Source organism: Pandoraea aquatica (assembly GCF_902459565.1).
GTDB lineage: Bacteria > Pseudomonadota > Gammaproteobacteria > Burkholderiales > Burkholderiaceae > Pandoraea > Pandoraea aquatica.
On record NZ_CABPSN010000001.1, the window covers coordinates 917,239 to 933,851 of the forward strand.

17 protein-coding genes and 1 tRNA gene are annotated in these 16,613 nt (G+C 60.8%); 6 read left to right on the forward strand and 12 right to left on the reverse strand.

Annotated elements, in window-relative coordinates:
• Positions 1 to 13: 13 nt before the first annotated feature.
• The 3 genes from PAQ31011_RS03775 (at position 14) to PAQ31011_RS03785 (ending at position 3,748) form a co-directional block, all read left to right on the forward strand.
• The gene (locus PAQ31011_RS03775; protein ID WP_484549341.1) at positions 14 to 2,473 is read left to right on the forward strand and encodes a penicillin-binding protein 1A; all 2,460 of its coding nucleotides are present in this window, start codon (positions 14 to 16) and stop codon (positions 2,471 to 2,473) included.
• A 217-nt stretch (positions 2,474 to 2,690) separates the two neighbouring features.
• On the forward strand, positions 2,691 to 3,428 hold the full coding sequence (locus tag PAQ31011_RS03780; protein WP_150574524.1) for an AzlC family ABC transporter permease: 738 nt from the start codon (positions 2,691 to 2,693) through the stop codon (positions 3,426 to 3,428).
• A complete protein-coding gene (locus PAQ31011_RS03785; RefSeq protein ID WP_046292276.1) occupies positions 3,425 to 3,748 on the forward strand; it encodes an AzlD domain-containing protein in 324 nt (107 codons plus the stop codon). Before PAQ31011_RS03780 ends, PAQ31011_RS03785 begins: the two co-directional genes overlap by 4 nt.
• Positions 3,749 to 3,829: 81 nt before the next feature.
• Here PAQ31011_RS03785 and gshA read toward each other — a convergent pair whose 3' ends face one another.
• Complete coding sequence (gshA, locus tag PAQ31011_RS03790; RefSeq protein WP_281349964.1) at positions 3,830 to 5,500, reverse strand: glutamate--cysteine ligase; 1,671 nt, start codon at positions 5,498 to 5,500, stop codon at positions 3,830 to 3,832.
• A gap of 342 nt (positions 5,501 to 5,842) precedes the next feature.
• Between gshA and PAQ31011_RS03795 the strand changes: the two genes are divergently transcribed.
• Complete coding sequence (locus PAQ31011_RS03795; RefSeq protein WP_150574525.1) at positions 5,843 to 6,616, forward strand: sulfite exporter TauE/SafE family protein; 774 nt, start codon at positions 5,843 to 5,845, stop codon at positions 6,614 to 6,616.
• A 23-nt stretch (positions 6,617 to 6,639) separates the two neighbouring features.
• Here the strand turns inward: PAQ31011_RS03795 and PAQ31011_RS03800 are convergent, their stop codons facing one another.
• Positions 6,640 to 8,328, reverse strand: coding sequence for an AMP-binding protein (locus PAQ31011_RS03800; RefSeq protein WP_150574526.1), 1,689 nt, complete (start codon positions 8,326 to 8,328; stop codon positions 6,640 to 6,642).
• 300 nt (positions 8,329 to 8,628) lie between these two features.
• Here PAQ31011_RS03800 and PAQ31011_RS03805 point away from each other — a divergent pair.
• Positions 8,629 to 8,705 (forward strand) — tRNA-Pro (locus PAQ31011_RS03805).
• Between the two features lie 114 nt (positions 8,706 to 8,819).
• Here the strand turns inward: PAQ31011_RS03805 and PAQ31011_RS03810 are convergent.
• The 3 genes from PAQ31011_RS03810 to PAQ31011_RS03820 all read right to left on the reverse strand — a co-directional run bounded on the left by PAQ31011_RS03810 (position 8,820) and on the right by PAQ31011_RS03820 (position 10,182).
• Positions 8,820 to 9,233 carry a hypothetical protein gene (locus tag PAQ31011_RS03810; RefSeq protein WP_150574527.1) on the reverse strand — a complete coding sequence of 138 codons (414 nt, stop codon included), beginning with the start codon at positions 9,231 to 9,233 and terminating at the stop codon, positions 8,820 to 8,822.
• Positions 9,234 to 9,413: 180 nt separating this feature from the next.
• Positions 9,414 to 9,695 (reverse strand): hypothetical protein, encoded by a 282-nt coding sequence (locus PAQ31011_RS03815; RefSeq protein WP_150574528.1) that lies wholly within the window; start codon positions 9,693 to 9,695, stop codon positions 9,414 to 9,416.
• A 1-nt stretch (position 9,696) separates the two neighbouring features.
• Complete coding sequence (locus PAQ31011_RS03820; RefSeq protein WP_150574529.1) at positions 9,697 to 10,182, reverse strand: hypothetical protein; 486 nt, start codon at positions 10,180 to 10,182, stop codon at positions 9,697 to 9,699.
• Between the two features lie 274 nt (positions 10,183 to 10,456).
• Between PAQ31011_RS03820 and PAQ31011_RS03825 the strand changes: the two genes are divergently transcribed.
• Positions 10,457 to 10,681 (forward strand): hypothetical protein, encoded by a 225-nt coding sequence (locus tag PAQ31011_RS03825; protein WP_150574530.1) that lies wholly within the window; start codon positions 10,457 to 10,459, stop codon positions 10,679 to 10,681.
• Between the two features lie 14 nt (positions 10,682 to 10,695).
• On the opposite strand, the gene PAQ31011_RS03830 is transcribed toward PAQ31011_RS03825, so the two are convergent.
• The 7 genes from PAQ31011_RS03830 to PAQ31011_RS03860 form a co-directional block, all read right to left on the reverse strand.
• Entirely contained in the window at positions 10,696 to 11,202 is a 507-nt protein-coding gene (locus PAQ31011_RS03830) for a DUF2514 family protein (RefSeq protein WP_150574531.1), read from the reverse strand.
• Positions 11,199 to 11,675 (reverse strand): glycoside hydrolase family 24 protein, encoded by a 477-nt coding sequence (locus tag PAQ31011_RS03835; RefSeq protein WP_150574532.1) that lies wholly within the window; start codon positions 11,673 to 11,675, stop codon positions 11,199 to 11,201. Before PAQ31011_RS03835 ends, PAQ31011_RS03830 begins: the two co-directional genes overlap by 4 nt.
• Entirely contained in the window at positions 11,668 to 11,943 is a 276-nt protein-coding gene (locus PAQ31011_RS03840) for a holin (protein ID WP_246179324.1), read from the reverse strand. Before PAQ31011_RS03840 ends, PAQ31011_RS03835 begins: the two co-directional genes overlap by 8 nt.
• Entirely contained in the window at positions 11,940 to 12,281 is a 342-nt protein-coding gene (locus tag PAQ31011_RS03845) for a holin (RefSeq protein WP_150574533.1), read from the reverse strand. The genes PAQ31011_RS03840 and PAQ31011_RS03845 overlap by 4 nt, the downstream gene beginning before the upstream one ends.
• Before the next feature lie 68 nt (positions 12,282 to 12,349).
• The gene (locus PAQ31011_RS03850; protein WP_150574534.1) at positions 12,350 to 13,093 is read right to left on the reverse strand and encodes a hypothetical protein; all 744 of its coding nucleotides are present in this window, start codon (positions 13,091 to 13,093) and stop codon (positions 12,350 to 12,352) included.
• A 14-nt stretch (positions 13,094 to 13,107) separates the two neighbouring features.
• Positions 13,108 to 13,410: a cyclin family protein gene (locus PAQ31011_RS03855; protein WP_150574535.1), complete on the reverse strand. Its 303-nt coding sequence runs from the start codon at positions 13,408 to 13,410 to the stop codon at positions 13,108 to 13,110.
• On the reverse strand, positions 13,410 to 16,571 hold the full coding sequence (locus tag PAQ31011_RS03860) for a TipJ family phage tail tip protein (protein WP_150574536.1): 3,162 nt from the start codon (positions 16,569 to 16,571) through the stop codon (positions 13,410 to 13,412). Before PAQ31011_RS03860 ends, PAQ31011_RS03855 begins: the two co-directional genes overlap by 1 nt.
• Between the last annotated feature and the right edge of the window lie 42 nt (positions 16,572 to 16,613).

The following is a 16,613-nucleotide window of genomic DNA, read 5'->3' on the forward strand; positions in this document are numbered from 1 at the left end:
CTTGTCCCCCGTCATCACGTCTCAGGCGCAGTCGTCGCAAGCCGCCTCGTCGTCGCCCCACCGTCATCCCCACAGTCAGCGTGGTCAGCGTGGATTCGGCACGCTTGCCGTCATCCTTGCCACGCTGGCAGGGTTGGCCGTCGTCGCGGCCCTGATTGTCGGCTATGCGCTGATCGTCATGCGCCCCAACCTGCCCGCGCTCGACGTCATCACCGACTACCGGCCCAAGGTGCCGCTGCGGGTCTACACGTCAGATAACGTACTGATCGGCGAATTCGGCGAAGAACGTCGCAGCCTGGTGACCATCGACCAGATTCCGGATGTGATGAAGAAGGCGGTCCTCGCGATCGAGGATTACCGCTTCTACGATCACGGCGGCGTCGACTTCATCGGCATTCTGCGCGCCGGTGTCTCCGACGTGTTGCACGGCGGCGCGGCACAGGGCGCAAGCACGATCACCATGCAGGTCGCGCGCAATTTCTTCCTCTCACGAGAGAAGACGGCGACCCGCAAGATTTACGAAATGCTGCTCGCCTACAAGATCGAGTCCGCGCTGTCTAAGGACAAGATTCTCGAGCTGTACATGAACCAGATCTATCTGGGTCAGCGCGCGTACGGCTTCGCCAGCGCCGCCCGCATCTATTTCGGCAAGGACCTCAAGGACATCACGCTCGGCGAAGCCGCCATGCTCGCGGGTCTGCCCAAGGCACCTTCTGCCTACAACCCGATCGTCAACCCGAAGCGCGCGAAGATTCGTCAGGAATACATCCTCAAGCGCATGCTCGATCTCGGCTACATCTCGCGCAATCAGTACGAAGACGCCCTGCATGAGCCGATCCGCACGCGCACATCCGGCAACGAGTACAGCGTCCACGCCGAATACGTGGCGGAAATGGTGCGTCAGGCGGTGTACGACGAATACAAGGACGACACCTACACGCGCGGCCTGACCGTCATCACCACGCTCGACTCCAAGAAGCAGCAGGCCGCCTATGAAGCTGTTCGCGCCGGTGTGCTCGATTACGAGCGCCGCCACAGCTATCGCGGGCCCGAAGGTTTCGTGGAGTTGCCTGCGGCCATGCCCGATCGTCAGCAACTGATCGAAGACACACTGCTCGAACACCCGGATAACGGCGATCTCGTGGCCGCCGTAGTGGTGGCCGCAAGCGCCTCGCAAGTCACGGCAGTTCCCCTCTCGGGCGACGCCGCCGTGATCAACGGCGACGGCATCGGTTTCGCGGCGTCGGCCCTCTCGGCCAAGGCCAGCGAGAAGATCCGCATTCGTCCCGGCTCGATCATCCGCGTGATGAAGGACGCGCGCGGCAAGTGGCGCATCTCGCAACTGCCCGAAGTGCAAGGCTCGCTCGTCTCGCTCTCGCCTGACGATGGCGCGATTCGCGCCCTGATCGGCGGCTTCGACTTCAATCAAAGCAAGTTCAACCGCGCGACGCAGGCATGGCGTCAGCCGGGCTCGACGTTCAAGCCGGTCGTGTACTCGGCGGCGATCGAGAAGGGCGTGAGCCCCGCCACGATGGTGATGGACGGCCCGCTGAATCTGCCGCCCGCGCAAACCGGCGGTCAAGCCTGGGATCCGCATGACGACGACGCCTTCAGCGGCCCGATGACCGTACGCGAAGGCCTGCAACGCTCGAAGAACCTCGTGGCGATTCGTCTGCTGCAATTCGCCGGCACGCAGTACACGCAGGATTACGCCACGCGCTTCGGCTTCGACGCCGATAAGGTGCCGCCGTATCTGCCGATGGCGTTGGGTGCCGGACAGACGACGCCGTTGCAACTCGCCGGTGCCTATGCTGTGTTCGCGAACGGCGGCTTCCGCGTCGCGCCGTACCTCATCAGTGAGATTCGCGATGCGCGGGGCAATGTGCTGAACAAGGCGACGCCGGTCGTGGCAGGCGTGAACGCCGCCCGGGCGATTTCCGCACCGAACGCGTACATCATGAACAGCCTGCTGCAAACGGTGGCACAGCGCGGGACGGGCTCCGGCACGAACGTGCTCAAGCGCGCCGATCTGGCTGGCAAGACAGGCACGACCAACGACGCACTGGACGGCTGGTTCGCCGGCTATCAGCACTCGCTCGTGGCCGTCGCATGGATCGGCTTCGATCAGCCGAAAACGCTGGGTAGCCGCGAATTCGGTGCGCAACTGGCGCTGCCGGTGTGGACGAAGTACATGGGCGTGGCGCTGAACGGCGTGCCGCAACAGCAGATGGCGATGCCCGAGGGCGTAAGCGTAGTGAACGGCGAGTTGTACGAGACGGACAAGATGCCGGGCAACGGGTTTGTCGCGAGCATCGGTATCGACGACAACAGCGGCGGTTTCTCGCTGCCGTTCTTCGGTAACGGCTCGCCCTCGCCTGCCGCCCCGCCGCCGGCAGCCGCGCAACCGCCCTCGCCGGGCGGCACGGACGCCAGCGAAAAAGCCCGGATTCTGGACATGTTCAAGCATCCGTAAGCACCCTTAAGCCCGCTTGGGCACCCGCTAACCTTTGCCAATGACGGCCACCGAACGGTGGCCGTTTTTGCGTTGGCCGTCCGATCCCTCAACACGACGGCAAGCGCAAGAACGTACAAGCCGACGCGTGGTGCAAAACGTTATGCTCGGGGCGTCGTATGCCCTTTTGCGCTTTTACCTTTCGACTGAACATCTCAACCCTCAGGAACGTCTCACCATGCCGGTTCTGTCCCGCACGGCAAGCTTTGCCGCAGGTGCCCGCGACACGTTGCCGATGATCGTCGGCGCCGCCCCGTTCGGCCTGATCTTCGGCGCGCTGGTCGCCACTACGCCGCTAGCCCTCTGGCACGGCCAGCTGATGTCGCTCACCGTATTCGCGGGGTCGAGCCAGTTCATCGCCGCAGGGCTTTTTGCGACGGGCGTAGGCTACGCCGTGCTATGGGCGACGACGTTCATCGTCAACCTGCGGCACATGCTGTATGCCGCGAATCTGCTCCCACACGTCAAGCATCTGAACCTGCGCTGGCGCGCGCTGTTGGGATTCCTGCTGACGGACGAGACATTCGCCGTGACGAGCAGCCACTTCCACCGCCACCCCGACGATCCGATGGGCCACTGGTACTTCCTCGGCTCTGCGCTGTCGATGTACCTGAACTGGCAAGTGTGGACGCTCGCGGGCCTGCTGTTCGGCGCTGCGTTTCCGCGTCTGCAAACACTCGGTCTCGACTTCGCGATGGTCGCCACCTTCATCGCGATCATCGTGCCGCAGATGGCGCGCATGCCGTGGGCCGTAGCGACGATTGTCGCGGGCACGGCGGCATACCTTTGTCAGTCGCTGCCCTATAAGCTCGGCCTGCTGGTTGCCGTGACGCTCGGCATCGCGGCGGGCATGCTGGCGCTGCATGCGAAGCGTCGCGGCGGCGCACAATCGACGTCGACGGGAGGTGTGCAATGAACTATGTCCTGGCGATTCTCGGTATGGCGACGGTGACGTTCGCGGTCAAGGCGGGCATCTTCGTGCTGGGCGACCGCGTGCGGTTCCCGGAATGGCTGCGCGAAGCGTTGTCGTTCGTCCCCGTCACTGTGCTTACGGCGATCATCGTGCCGATGACGTTAGCCCCGCACGGCAACGGTCTAGAACTCACCTGGCGCAATCCACAACTCGTGGCGGCCCTTGTCGCCATCGCCGTCTGTGCGGCGACTCGCCATCAGTTGCTCACCATCGGCGCGGGACTGGCCGTGTTTTTCGCGTGGCAACTCGGTGTACTAGGCTAATTGGGATAGCAGGAACCCAACGAATGTCGGCATGAAAAAAAGCACCCCAAGGGGCGCTTTTTCATGAGGCAATGCGCGGCGTCAGACCGTCACGGTGCCCAGCGTGCCGGCACGATAGGCGGCGACGAAAGCATCGAAGTCGCCGACCTGCGTGCGTTCGAGTTCGGCCTGCGTGTCGAGCGATTTACGGGCCAGCGTCTCGAAGTGATCGACGACGGCCGGATCGAGCGGCATGTCGCGCAACGTCTGTGCATGACGCTTGCTCTGATCCAGCGCGAACGCCTGAAACGCGCCGCCCTTCGTACCACGCAGCGGTTCAAGCGCCGCCATCACGCGGGCGGAAGGCGTGAGCGTCACGTCCTGCACCTTCGCGCGTTGCAGCGCCATCGAGTGCGCGTAGTGCGCACCGCCGCGTTGCGCATCGAAGGCCGCGGCCGTGCGGTCGATGCGATCGAGCAGGTCTTCGGCCCAATCGAACAGGGTGATCGCTTCGCCACCGCGACGCAGGACAAGTCCGGGCTTGCGACCTTCCTTGACGACATGCGCAAAGTTATCGCGATTCTCCATGTTCTCGGCGTTCGAGCACGACGGGCTGTTCTCAAACGCGCAGAACAGCAGGAAGGCGTCGATGAACCGCGCGGTGTCGACGTCGATACCGACCGGCTGGAACGGGTCGATGTCGATACAACGCACTTCGACGTATTGCACCCCACGGCGCGCGAGCGCCTGCACCGGACGCTCGCCGCTGTACGTCACCCGCTTCGGGCGAATCGTCGCGTAGAACTCGTTTTCGATTTGCAGCAGGTTCGTCGAGAGCTGAATCCACTCGCCGTCGCGCTTCGTGCCCAGCGCCTCGTAAGCCGGGTGCGGCTGGCTGACGGCTTGCGTGAGCGCGTCGATATAGCTCGGCAGGCAGTCGTAGCACGGCGAGACTTCCGACTGCGCACTGTTCTGATAACCGAGGTCGCTCATGCGCAGGCTGGTCGCGTAGGGCAAGCCAAGCGTGCCTTCGTCGAACGAGTCGAGGCCGTGATTGCGTCCGCGCAGGAACTCGGCATGCAGCACCGGCGACGCACCGAACAGGTACATCAGCAGCCAGCTGTAGCGACGGAAATTGCGGATGAGGGCGACGTAGCGCGCCGACTGATAATCGCGTTCGCTGTCCTTCGAGCCCTCGGCTTCACGCAGCAGCGCCCACACGGGTTCGGCCAGCGAGAAGTTGTAGTGAATACCGGCGATGCATTGCATCGGCTTGCCGTAGCGCAGCGCCAGGCCGCGTCGGTAGACATGCTTGAGCATGCCGATGTGCGACGTGCCGTAGTCGGCAATCGGGATCACCTCTTCCGGCGGCAAGGCAGGCGGCATCGAATCGCTCCACAGCAATTCCGCGCCGAGCTTGCGATAAGCGAACTGATGGATTTCGTCGAGACGGGCGATGACGGCGGCAGCATCGTGCTGCGGCGGCGTGATGAATTCGAGCAGCGCTTCGGAGTAATCGGTGGTGATTTCGTCGTTGGTCAGGGCCGAGCCGAGCGCCTGCGGGTGCGGCGTCAGCGCGAGTTCGCCGTCGCCTTCGACGCGCAGGGTCTCACGTTCGATGCCCGACAAGCCCTGGCCGAGCAAGTCGCGGTTGGCGGGTTGCATTATGAGCGCCAGACGCTGGTCGAGCAGTGCGGCATCGGCGGTGTGTTCGTGTTGACGATTCTGGTTTTCCAACTTCCATCCCTCTGGGCAAGCGAACTGCTTTGGCATGGCTGTCGACGCCGAAACCCGTCATGACGAGGTGTCCTGATCGGTGTGGGGTTCGACGTCGAACGACATACGGAGGTCTACGGGGTGCCGACGGCGGCGGCACGACCGCCGGAATCTGGATTCCGGGGGACGCGCCGATGCGCGGCACGGCGCGAATTTGGCCTGAGCATAACTGAAAACGCCAAACCGCGTCGGCCGCCACTTCAGTAGGGCTATTCGGCTTCCGAGCGACCTTCGGAGAGCGCTTCGGCGGGACCGTCGGCGGCAGCCTCAGCGTGCGCCTGAGTCCGCCTGCGCGAATGCCGCATTGGCGGCCCGCCGCACCGCGCAGATACTGGCGACATGATGAATATTCAACACCTCACCGACCTCCTCCCCTTGCTGGCACTGGGCCTCGTTACCTTCCTGCTCGCGGGTTTCGTCAAAGGCGTGATCGGGCTGGGCCTGCCGACGGTGGCCATCGGCCTGCTCGGACTGGCCATGCCGACGGCCGAAGCTGCGGCGATGCTCATCGTCCCGTCACTCGTGACCAACATCTGGCAATTGCTCGCCGGGCCGCGTTTTGCCGCGCTGGCGAAACGGCTGTGGCCGATGCTGGTGGGCATCTGCCTCGGCACATGGGCGGGCAGCGGATGGCTGGCGAACGGCGGCAATCTCGCCGGGATGGCATTGGGCGTCGCGTTGCTCGCATACTCCGTGCTCGGACTGGCGGCGGTTCGTCTGCACGTGCCGAAACACTGGTCGGCCAGACGCGAAGGCGCGGTAGGCGGCGTCGTCGGCGTGGCGACGGGCCTTGTGACGGCGGCGACCGGCGTCTTCGTGATCCCCGGGGTGCCTTTCGTTCAGGCGCTGGATCTCGACAAGGACGATCTGGTGCAGGCGATGGGCCTGTCGTTCACCGTCTCGACAATTGCGCTCGCGGCCGGACTGGCGCGCGACGGCATCTTCCACGGCCCGGCCATCGGCGTGTCGCTGCTGGCGCTGGCACCGGCGCTGGGAGGCATGTTCATCGGGCAGTGGGTGCGAAGCCGCGTCAGTGCACCGGTGTTCCGCCGCTGCTTCTTCGTCGGCCTCGCCATGCTGGGTGCCGAACTGGTGATTCAGCACATGCGCTGAGCGGGGCTTGTGACGTCCACGCCTTACTTCAGATCGGCGAAATCGACGTCCCAGAACTCCATCTCCCGGCGCGCTTCCAGACTCCGCCCTTCTTCCGTGCGACGGAGTTCGACGCGCCGGATCTTGCCCGAGATCGTCTTTGGCAGATCGCAGAATTCAATGCGGCGAATGCGTTTGTATGGCGCGAGATGGTCGCGGCAGAAACGCAGGATATCGAGCGCGAGTTTGTCGTCTGCCTGAAAGCCCGAGCGCAACGTGATGAACGCCTTCGGCACCGCCAGACGCAGCGGATCGGGACTGGGCACCACACCGGCTTCCGCCACAGCGGGATGCTTGATGAGTTCGCTCTCCAGCTCGAACGGGCTGATGCGGTAGTCGGACGCTTTGAAAACGTCGTCGGCACGACCGACGTAAGTGAAATAGCCACGGTCGTCGCGCATGGCGACGTCGCCGGTGTGGTAGTAGCCGTCACGCATCGCGTAGGCGGTTTTCTCGCTGTCGTCTTCGTAACCTTGCATCAGTCCGGTGGGACGCGGCGACAGCACGAGCGCCACTTCGCCTTCGTCGGCTTCCGCCCCGTCCGGGTCGAGCAGCACGACACGGTAGCCCGGCATCGGACGCCCCATCGCCCCCGCCTTGACGGTCTGTCCCGGCGAGTTGCCGATCTGGCAGCAGGTCTCCGTCTGTCCGTAGCCGTCACGAATCGTGATATTCCAGGCCCGCTTCACCTGATCGATGACCTCGGGATTCAACGGCTCGCCCGCGCCGATCAGTTCGCGGAACTTCACGGCGTGACGCGTGAGATCTTCCTGAATCATCATGCGCCAGACGGTCGGCGGTGCGCACAGCGTCGTGACTTCGCAGCGGGCGGCCGTCTCCAGCGCGGCGCGGGCGTCGAAACGCGAGAAGTTGTAGATGAAGATCGTCGCGCCCGCATTCCACGGCGCGAAGAAGCAACTCCACGCGTGCTTCGCCCATCCCGGCGAGCTGATGTTCCAGTGCACGTCGCCCGGCTGAAGGCCGATCCAGTACATGGTGGCGAGATGACCGACGGGGTAGCTTTGATGCGTATGGAGCACGAGCTTGGGACGCGATGTCGTGCCTGAGGTGAAGTACAGCAGCAACGGATCGGTCGCGAGCGTGACACCGGCGGGCGTGAACTGTTCGGAGGCGTCGTAGGCGGGCGTAAGCGACGTCCAGCCATCGGGCGGATAATCGCCGACCGCGATGCGCCGATAGTCGCCGGGCAGGTCGTTGAATTTGACGGCATCTCGTGTGGTGGTGACAACGTGCCGCACACAGCCGCGCTCCAGCCGGTCGGCGAGATCGCCGGCGACGAGCAGCGTGGTGGCGGGAATCATGACGGCACCGAGCTTCATGCACGCGAGCATGAGGTCCCAGAGTTCGACCTGATTGGGCAGCATGAGCAGGACACGGTCACCGCGTGCCACGCCCTGCGCGCGCAGGAAGTTGGCGACGCGATTGGAGCGTGCCGACATTTCGGCGAACGACAGACGCGCTTCACGTCCGTCTTCTTCTACGACCCAAAGGGCCGGGGTGCCGTTGTCTTGTGCTTGTGGATCGAAGAAGTCCAGCGCCCAATTGAAATGGGTGAGGACAGGCCAACGGAAATCACGGTACGCCACGTCGTAATGGGCGCGCTGCGCGAGCAGCATGTCGCGCGCGTCGCCGAATCCCTGGGTGTACGGCATCGCTTGTCTCCGAGCCTCATGGGCGATGGATATAGGCAGATTTCCATTATCGTGAGGCCCTTCGAATACGACATCCGGAATAACCATCATGGAGGCAGCATGCCGTGCGCATGCTCAACGACGCGATGTGCGAGCGAGGCCGCGCGCGAAAAACAGAAGCGATTCAAGGGGTTGATGCGGTAAGCGATCGGTGGGAGCAAAAAAAGATGCGTCCGGCGCGCACGCCCTCTATCTTTCGCGCGAAAAGCTCTGCTATAATCGCGTTCTTTCGAGCGATGCTTCCTAGCGATGCATCTCTCACGGGGCGTAGCGCAGCCTGGTAGCGTACCTGCATGGGGTGCAGGTGGTCGGAGGTTCAAATCCTCTCGCCCCGACCAGAATTGAACCCGCACAGTCATTGGCTGTGCGGGTTTTTTCGTTGTAGTCAATCTGTTGATTCGTACAGCTTAATATTAGGCGATTGCCTAATATCACAAGCGCTCGTGAGCGCGTCAATATCGATACTCATTCCAGTCAGCGTAGAGTCGCCACGCGCACAGGCCGATGAGAGCGATCTCTATCGGCCATTGGACCCACCATTCTGCATACCAGGCGGGTTCGTACATTCGCGAAAAGTTGCGATATGCCCCGATCGATTGGCCCCCTTCGCTCATGCTCTTAAGCACCGGCCACCACTGCGGCCAGATGGCTGCGGCCGCGCCGGACAACATCGCAAGGTGATTGCTCCAGTTCAGCCAGAAGGCTGCAAGAAAGCACAACCCAACCACGACGACCGTCCCAAAAAGCGCGAAGAACGTGGCTTGAAAGTCCGCCCCCAAGCTCTTCGATAGTGAGAACACTCCGAACGCAATCATCCCTCCAATAAACAGAATTCCGACTGCTGCCGGATCAGAACGACCTGACATCTCGACCTCCATCTCTAGTTGGCGACACATACAATATCGACTATCAGTCGCCAAACTTTAGGAGACACCGCGCTTAAGGGGTGTCATGCGAGATGAGGTTTCAGGGGTCGCGGCGGTGCCGTGGTCGCCACTGAATAGCTGCCGATCGGGAACGCGGTAGTTCGTGCACATGGCGACAGTTTATGGCGCGCGATCTATTTCTTTGTGCGTGGCGATCCGACGCAGCGTGGCGCAGGTGCCTTCGATTTCGATGGAAATCTTATGTGACTTGTTCATCGTCACATCGATCGTGAAGAGCTTAGGGTTTCGATAACCCTTAAGCGAATGAAACCGGCGACTCGCCGGAATTGGGTCAACAAGAAGGTCACGCAACGCGTCCTTGACCTCTTTTTTCATGGCTGGAGTCAGTGCGTCGTATTCTTTTTGGAAGCGCTCTGTACGGCGCACTGACTTTATGGGCAACTTACTTCTCCAGCGCCTCAATCAGTTCTTCAGCGGTGGAGAATTCGCCTTCGAGCACCTTATCAAAATCCGCCTCGTGCTCGCCCAGCGCCCAGCAGAGATCATTCAGCGCGGTATGCGCCGATGCGATCCCATCCAGCAGTTGATCGTATGCGTCTACCACACCATCATCTTCGCAGAGTCGATGATCGCCTGCAGCAGCCTCTCGCTTGCGCTTGTGCTGTGCATAGACTTGGTGGATTGCGTCGCGAGCGGCTTCAAGGGCAGCAAGAACACTACCATCTTCGTCGATAGCGTGATCGGTGCGCTTGAGAGATTGAACGAACTCACCGGCAGCGCCAGTGAACTGCTCCATCATTCTGCGTTGTTGTTCACATGCGTAAATCGTGTCGTCAATTGCCTTAAGGAGATCGACACTACGAGCGGCTTCGAACCCAACGAATTGTCCGAAGGAACGAAGCTTTGATACTTCGTCTGAGTACAGCATTGCTTTCTCCGAGTGCGGAACGTATCTAACTTATTGTTTCTTATCACATCTATTCGGGTGTAGATGTTCGCTACAACATACAACGGAATCATAGCGTTACTAACACCAAAATCTACTTCCGAAAGTGAGTTTACTCCACATTAGTTTCGATTGCTTGCGACGCCCCATAGTTTAGAGCTATTTCCCCAAGTGCATTCGCCACTCAAAATACTGTTTTTTTGTACAGTATTTGTGCTAGTTTACCTCCCTCACCAGCACCACGAGGGAGGCCACCATGTCCGCGCGAATTACCCACCTGTATCAGTACAAGCTACCCGGCGATAAGCGCTGGAAGAAGACTCGGCACCACATGGACGAGGATTTCGCGCGCGAGTGGTTTGCCAAATTGAAGCCTGGCTTCATTTACGAGCGCATCGAAAGCACTGCCGTCGACATTGGCGAGCCAAAGCCCTTTGGTCCCATCAGTCACGGTGGCTGGCAGGACAAGCCGAAAAGATAATTAAAACGAGCTTTTCAGTATTTTTGATCGCTCTGATGACCTTTACTCGTCAGCGCGTCGTAGCTGCGCTCGCAGGCGAGCCCTGCGATGTGGGCGGCGTCAGCGTACCGCGCAAGTTCTCCCGCAGCTTGGTCAGACCTGGTGAACAACCCAGTGAGCAGATCAAGGGCGTCTGTGCCGCCGACGGTTGGCGAGCCTCCGCCGGCAGTGGCGGAATGTCGCGCGGCGGCGATGTACTGACCGAGTTGTTTGCGCAGCCCGTCAGCGACGAGATCAGAAGCACTTGCAGCAGCATTTGCCTCATCAGCAGATTTTTTCGCATCGATCGAGATCCCGGCCAGCGTTTGCGTCGTCTGGCGATAAAGGTTGTTGGCGGCGGTGAGGGCGTTGATCTGCTTCGCTTGCGCCGCGACCGTTGCCGACTGGTCGGCGTCGTGGTGCCCCTTCCAGTAGCCGCCTCCGGTGGCCAGCACTACGGCGAGCAGCAGTCCGCCCCACAGGCGAGGATCGAGCCACGTCACATTGCACCTCCGGCTTTCACGTACTGTTGCAGCAGCGGTTCCAGAGCATGCTCCACCTGACCGTAACCGGCCCCAGGAAGACTCGCCCAGATGTTGCGGCACTTCGAAATCGCCGACTCAATCCTTCCGGCCTTGATGTCGGCAAGCGCGCCGCGCTCACGAATCTGCTGGATCGCGATCTTGTCCTGGCTGACCGGCGAGAAATCCGGAAGCCCCAATTGCTGCCTGTAGACGTCAAAGTAACGCGAGAGCAGTTGGTATCGGCCTGCCGCCGTCGACCACACGTTAAAGCGCTTGATCCATACCGATTTCCTCGGATGATCCGCGTAGTTGGTGAACATCCCGCCCCCGACGATCACGTTATAGCCGTCGTCCGAACCCGCGATGCGCGAGGTGAATTCGGACCACGCAAGCATGTCGAGAAACGCGCATACGTTCTGACCACCAGCCGTGGCCATGTCAATTCTAGCCATGCCCCCTCCCCTTACTCATCCAGTACACCTTCCGCGCCATCAGCCAAATCGAGACGATCGCAAGCCCGACAAGCATCAGGACTTCCGGACCATCGATTGCATGGCGCATCCAAAAGGGTTTGAAGAGATTTCCGACAGATGCTAGGCCGATAGCGGAAAAGCCCGTCGTTCCCCAGAAACCCGTTTTGATTGCGTCGCTCAGTGCCAACCAGATGCATCCGGCCAGCACGATGACGTTCGCGATGAAAAACACCGACACCCAGATCATTTTTCGAGCCCTCCGAAGAGTCGCCGCTTGAGAGCCCCGATCAGGTCGGCATCGTTGATTTCCTTGAAGACTTCCTTCGCAAGCGCAAGGCCAAACAGCCCCATCAAGAAGCCAAACGCCTGCTGCGCGCCGGCGTCCGTGATCGCGAAATACATCACGAGCAACGGACTGAGGTAGTAGGACATCGCCGCGCCGGCCGCGAACGACACCGCTTTTTGCTTTTTCGTCAGCCCTTCACCGATGAATCGGAGCGCAATCAGCGATCCGACAGCCCCCGGAAGCACCTTCACCACCACGGCCACTGCAGCCGCCACGGCACCCGATGTTGGTTCTGCCATTGGATTGTTCCTTTGAGCGCCCCCGCGCCCTGCTCTGGAAATGAAAAGCCGCCCGAAGGCGGCCAAGATCAAAGGTTGCTCACGTCGATCAGAATGCCCCCGTAGTCGAGGGCCGATTGATAGTCATATTGGAAGTTAGGCGGATTCGGCGAGCTCGGCCCGAAGCGCCAGTTGAATGTTGAGAACGTGGCCGTGCCGCTTCCGGTCATCCAGCCGCCAAATCCAATGTTGCCGCGCCACGCACCAGACAGAAGGCTTCCGTTGAACTGTGTCGACGGCGTGCGGATCGCGCCGACGCCGATTCGGCCACCTCCTGGCGCGAACGTCGCAGAGAAGCTCGTCGCGGCGGCGTAGTTGTACTGGCCATAGTCGGGACCGGCTCCGACCACATTTCCCGAGACCACCTGCCTGATCAGTGGGTACTTCATATTCGAACTTGCTACAGGTCGGCCAGCGCCGTCATAGACGATAAGTCCATAACCGGCACCGGCCACAACAACGTTTGACGAGAAGACGAAGTACCCGACGCTCACTGGCGCCAAGGCCATCAAGCGCGTTTGCCACATGTTCGTGCCGACGTTTGCCGTCGAGATCACAACGACCGGAGTGCCATTGGCGTTTTCCAACACAAACAACGGATCAGGGGCGGTGTACGAAACATCCGCGATATAGCAAGTTCCGTACACATCACCTGCCCCCGAGGCGCCCAGATACATCGACTGTTCCGTGAGCGTAACCGTGCCCTTGGCGGTCAGCGAGTAGTTCGTGTACGCACCATCGATCTGCACAATCCCCGAGTCGTTCACAGCCACAAAACCATATGCCACTAGCGAACCCCATAGGTGATGTAACCGGCCATCGTGACCTGATTCCCTTGTGGCTCCGGGTAATACCAGGACAGCGTATTGCCAGATATCGTGATTCTCGGGAAGCGACGAAACGATCTGACGTCGTAGAAGAGCTGCTGAAGGTGAAACGATGCGAAGGCTTCACCAGTTGCAAGCGCATCGTGCTGAAGGCTTCCGGATGTCCCGTTGATGTACACGGAACCGAGCACTCTTCCAACACGAGATCCAAGGCCGAGCGTCAATTCACCGGCAGGCCCGTAAATTTCCAGTCCTGCAAGCATCAGAGTTTCCCCAGCTTCACGCGAAGCACATTGTTCTCGTCATACACGTATAGGCCATTCGGCGAGAGCACTACACGCCCGCCGCCGTTCACGCCGTTCATATACAGGCTGCCAGCCTTATCAAGTCGCCACCCGGCCACCCCTTCCACGTAGTTGTTCGACTGGATGTAATCCCCGATCATTGCGTTCGTGATCCATCCACTGCCGATGAAAGCTTGGCTAATGAATGTCTGACCGCCTTGAATTACGAATGGAGACGTAACCTGTCCGTTGGCCTGATTGAGAAAGGCGAACCTGTCTGCGGTGAACAGGATCTGCGACTGGACGGGCCCCGTTTCGTTGCTGACACCTACCCCAATGCCAGCGCCGTAGTATTTACCGTCAGCAGTGACTCCAACCTTGATCTGATAGGACGCAGATACCTTGCCGTCGAGCGACGCCATCGCCTGAGCTGTCGTCTGCACCAGCGCTGTGTTTTCCCCGACTGTCGCCTGCAACGTCGTTACCTGTTGCGCTACCGCACGATCTCCATCTTGTAGCAGCGACTGAACTGACACGATCCCGGCGTAGATATTGACCGAGCCCGCGTAGTCCTCTTCGCTTCCGGCAAAGGGCGGCTGAATTGTCGCGATCGCGGAAAGTAGATCCTGCGATAACTGTGTCTCTCCGATCTTCCCGTTCAGATAGTCGAGGATCTCGGACGCGTCTGCGCTCGCTTGGCCCAGCACGCCGTTGTCTGTCGGGTACCACGGCCCAATGTTCTTCGACTTGTCGACGAGACGAACCCAGAAGAAGAACGTCGTGCCGGCCGCGAGGCCCATCATCGTGTGCGTGTTCTGCGGAAACGCGAAGTCCGCAAGCTTGATAGCCGTGGCTCGATCGTTTTGTTGGCTGTACCAAACCTCAGTCCTCTCTACATCGAGCGGACCAGTGGGGAATCCCCAGTCGAGGCGGATACCGAACACGATGCCTGTAGCAACGAAACTCGTTACCGTTGGCGGCGGGGAGGTTTTGCCCGACAGAATCGTTTCGGTCGAGTAGGCAGGAATCGACGGAACGTCGAGGGCATTGACCGCCGTTACGCGGGCAACATAGGTGCCCGCGTAAAGGTTCTGCACCTCAAGGCTCAGGGAACCGGTACGGCCAGCTTTCACCCATTCGCCATTGTCACGCCGCCACTCCACTTCGTAGGCCACCGCTCGATCCGCCGCCGTCCACTTCATGACGCCAGTAGTCGACGCGATCCCTTGCGAAATAACGGAGAAGGAGTCCCAGGCTACGTCCTTCGCCGGCGGCTGAACCGACGGCGGGATCACGCTGATCGGGCGCTGCTGGAGCCGCGTGCCGCTGTCGATGGCGCCGTACTTGTCTGGGTTATGCTGAATCGCCGAGAGGTCCCAGGTCAGGCCATCGCCCTGCGACACGCTGAGGATCCGGAATAACTGTGTCTTGAGCTGCGCGCTTTCGACAATCCATGTCGCCTGCGGCTGCACGCCTTCCGTCCAATTCGCCGTGACGGTGACCGCGTTCCCGGAAATCGATTTGACCGTACGCGTTTGCGGAACACCGGACGGCAAAGTCACCGTCAGCGCATCGCCAGGCGCGATTTGATCGACCTTGTCGAGCGTTACCGTGGCACCGACGGCAGAGCTTACGCGCCCGCCGATCCGCCGACCTGCGCGCGACGCATCGGCTACGCTCACAACGCCACCGGGAGACACCAGCGCCTCATCGAGGCCGGTCGAAAAAGAAACCGATTCAGTTTCGAGGCGGCTCGTAAGGAGCGTCCAATGCCCTACCCGTTGGGCCTGACCTTGGCTGGTGCAGCCGAAGGCTGTGGTCTCAGTCTGCTGGACACCATATCGTGCAATACCGTCCTGATCCTCGACGTACTCGACCTTTGCCTTATAGAAGTCGCTCGGGTCGTTCCAGGTGACGAGCGCAACCGTCTTGCGAGCCTTCCAACTCGAACCCGCGTACTTGAATTTCCCGTCGATGACATTGGCGTTTGTAAAGCTGTACACGGGATCTCCGGGCATGTCGGCCACGGCGACCACATTGCCGTTCGCCCAATACGCCATACCGCGAAAGATCGTCGCGAGGTCTTGCAGAACCTTGTACGCATCAGCGCGCGACTGCAAATAGCAGTTGCATGTGAAGCGCGGCTCTCGCCCGCCATTCCCATCGTCAACGAGCTCGTCGCAATATTGACCGATCTGATACAGCGACCACTTGTCGACCTGTGCAGCATTTACGCGATGGCCCAAGCCGTACCGTTGGTGCAACACGAGGTCGTAGAAAACCCACGCCGGGTTGTCCGACCATGCTGACTTGAACGTCCCATCCCAAGTCCCGACATATACCCGCGTCGCCGGGTCGTAGTTCGACGGTACTCGAATGATGCGACCGCGCATCCGATATGAACGCGTCGGTACGCTTTTGAACTGGCGAGCATCGACCTGAATGCCAATGACCGCTGTGTTCGGGTAACGCAGCTTCGCGTCGATGATCTCCGTGAAGCTCTCGATATTCGTCGTATCGGCGATGGTCGTGCTGTTGGCGTTGGCCGTAATCCGGCGCACGCGCACCGACCATCCGTTCGTTGCCTGCGGAAGCTCAATACGGTGACTACGCTCATACGGTGACGTGGTCTTCCCGTCAAAAGCTGAAGCCAAGACTTGCTGGAAGGCCGCGCCGTCTGTCGCCAGATCAATCGCATACTCGATTCGGTAACCCGTGATGTCACCGTTGCTCGTGTTCGCCTGCGACAGGGCTGGCAATGCGAACGTAATGCGAACCGCTGAAAGCTGTGTATTCGTCACGGCCCGCACCCACGGCGCCGCCGAGGTCAACGCGACGCCGACGGCCGCCTCGCTTTCGACCGACGGGAAGCCGGGGATGTATGACTGGTCCTGCGTTCCAGTACGTACGTCGACGCTGACGTTCTGGAAATTCGCGGTACCGTCGGCATTGACGATCGGCGTGCCGTCGAGAAACACGCTCTGGAGACCGTTTTTCAGCCCGACCACTTCGCCCTCAGATACCGCGTCCAGCACCTTTGCATAAGCGATGGAATGAAGGCTATCCGGGCTCTCGACGGGCGTTCGGCTGTCGCCGCCGCCCTTACCTCCCCCGCCGTAGCCGACGATCATCTTGCTCATTCAGTTGTTTCCGGGCAATAAAAAAGCCCCGCATCGCGGGGC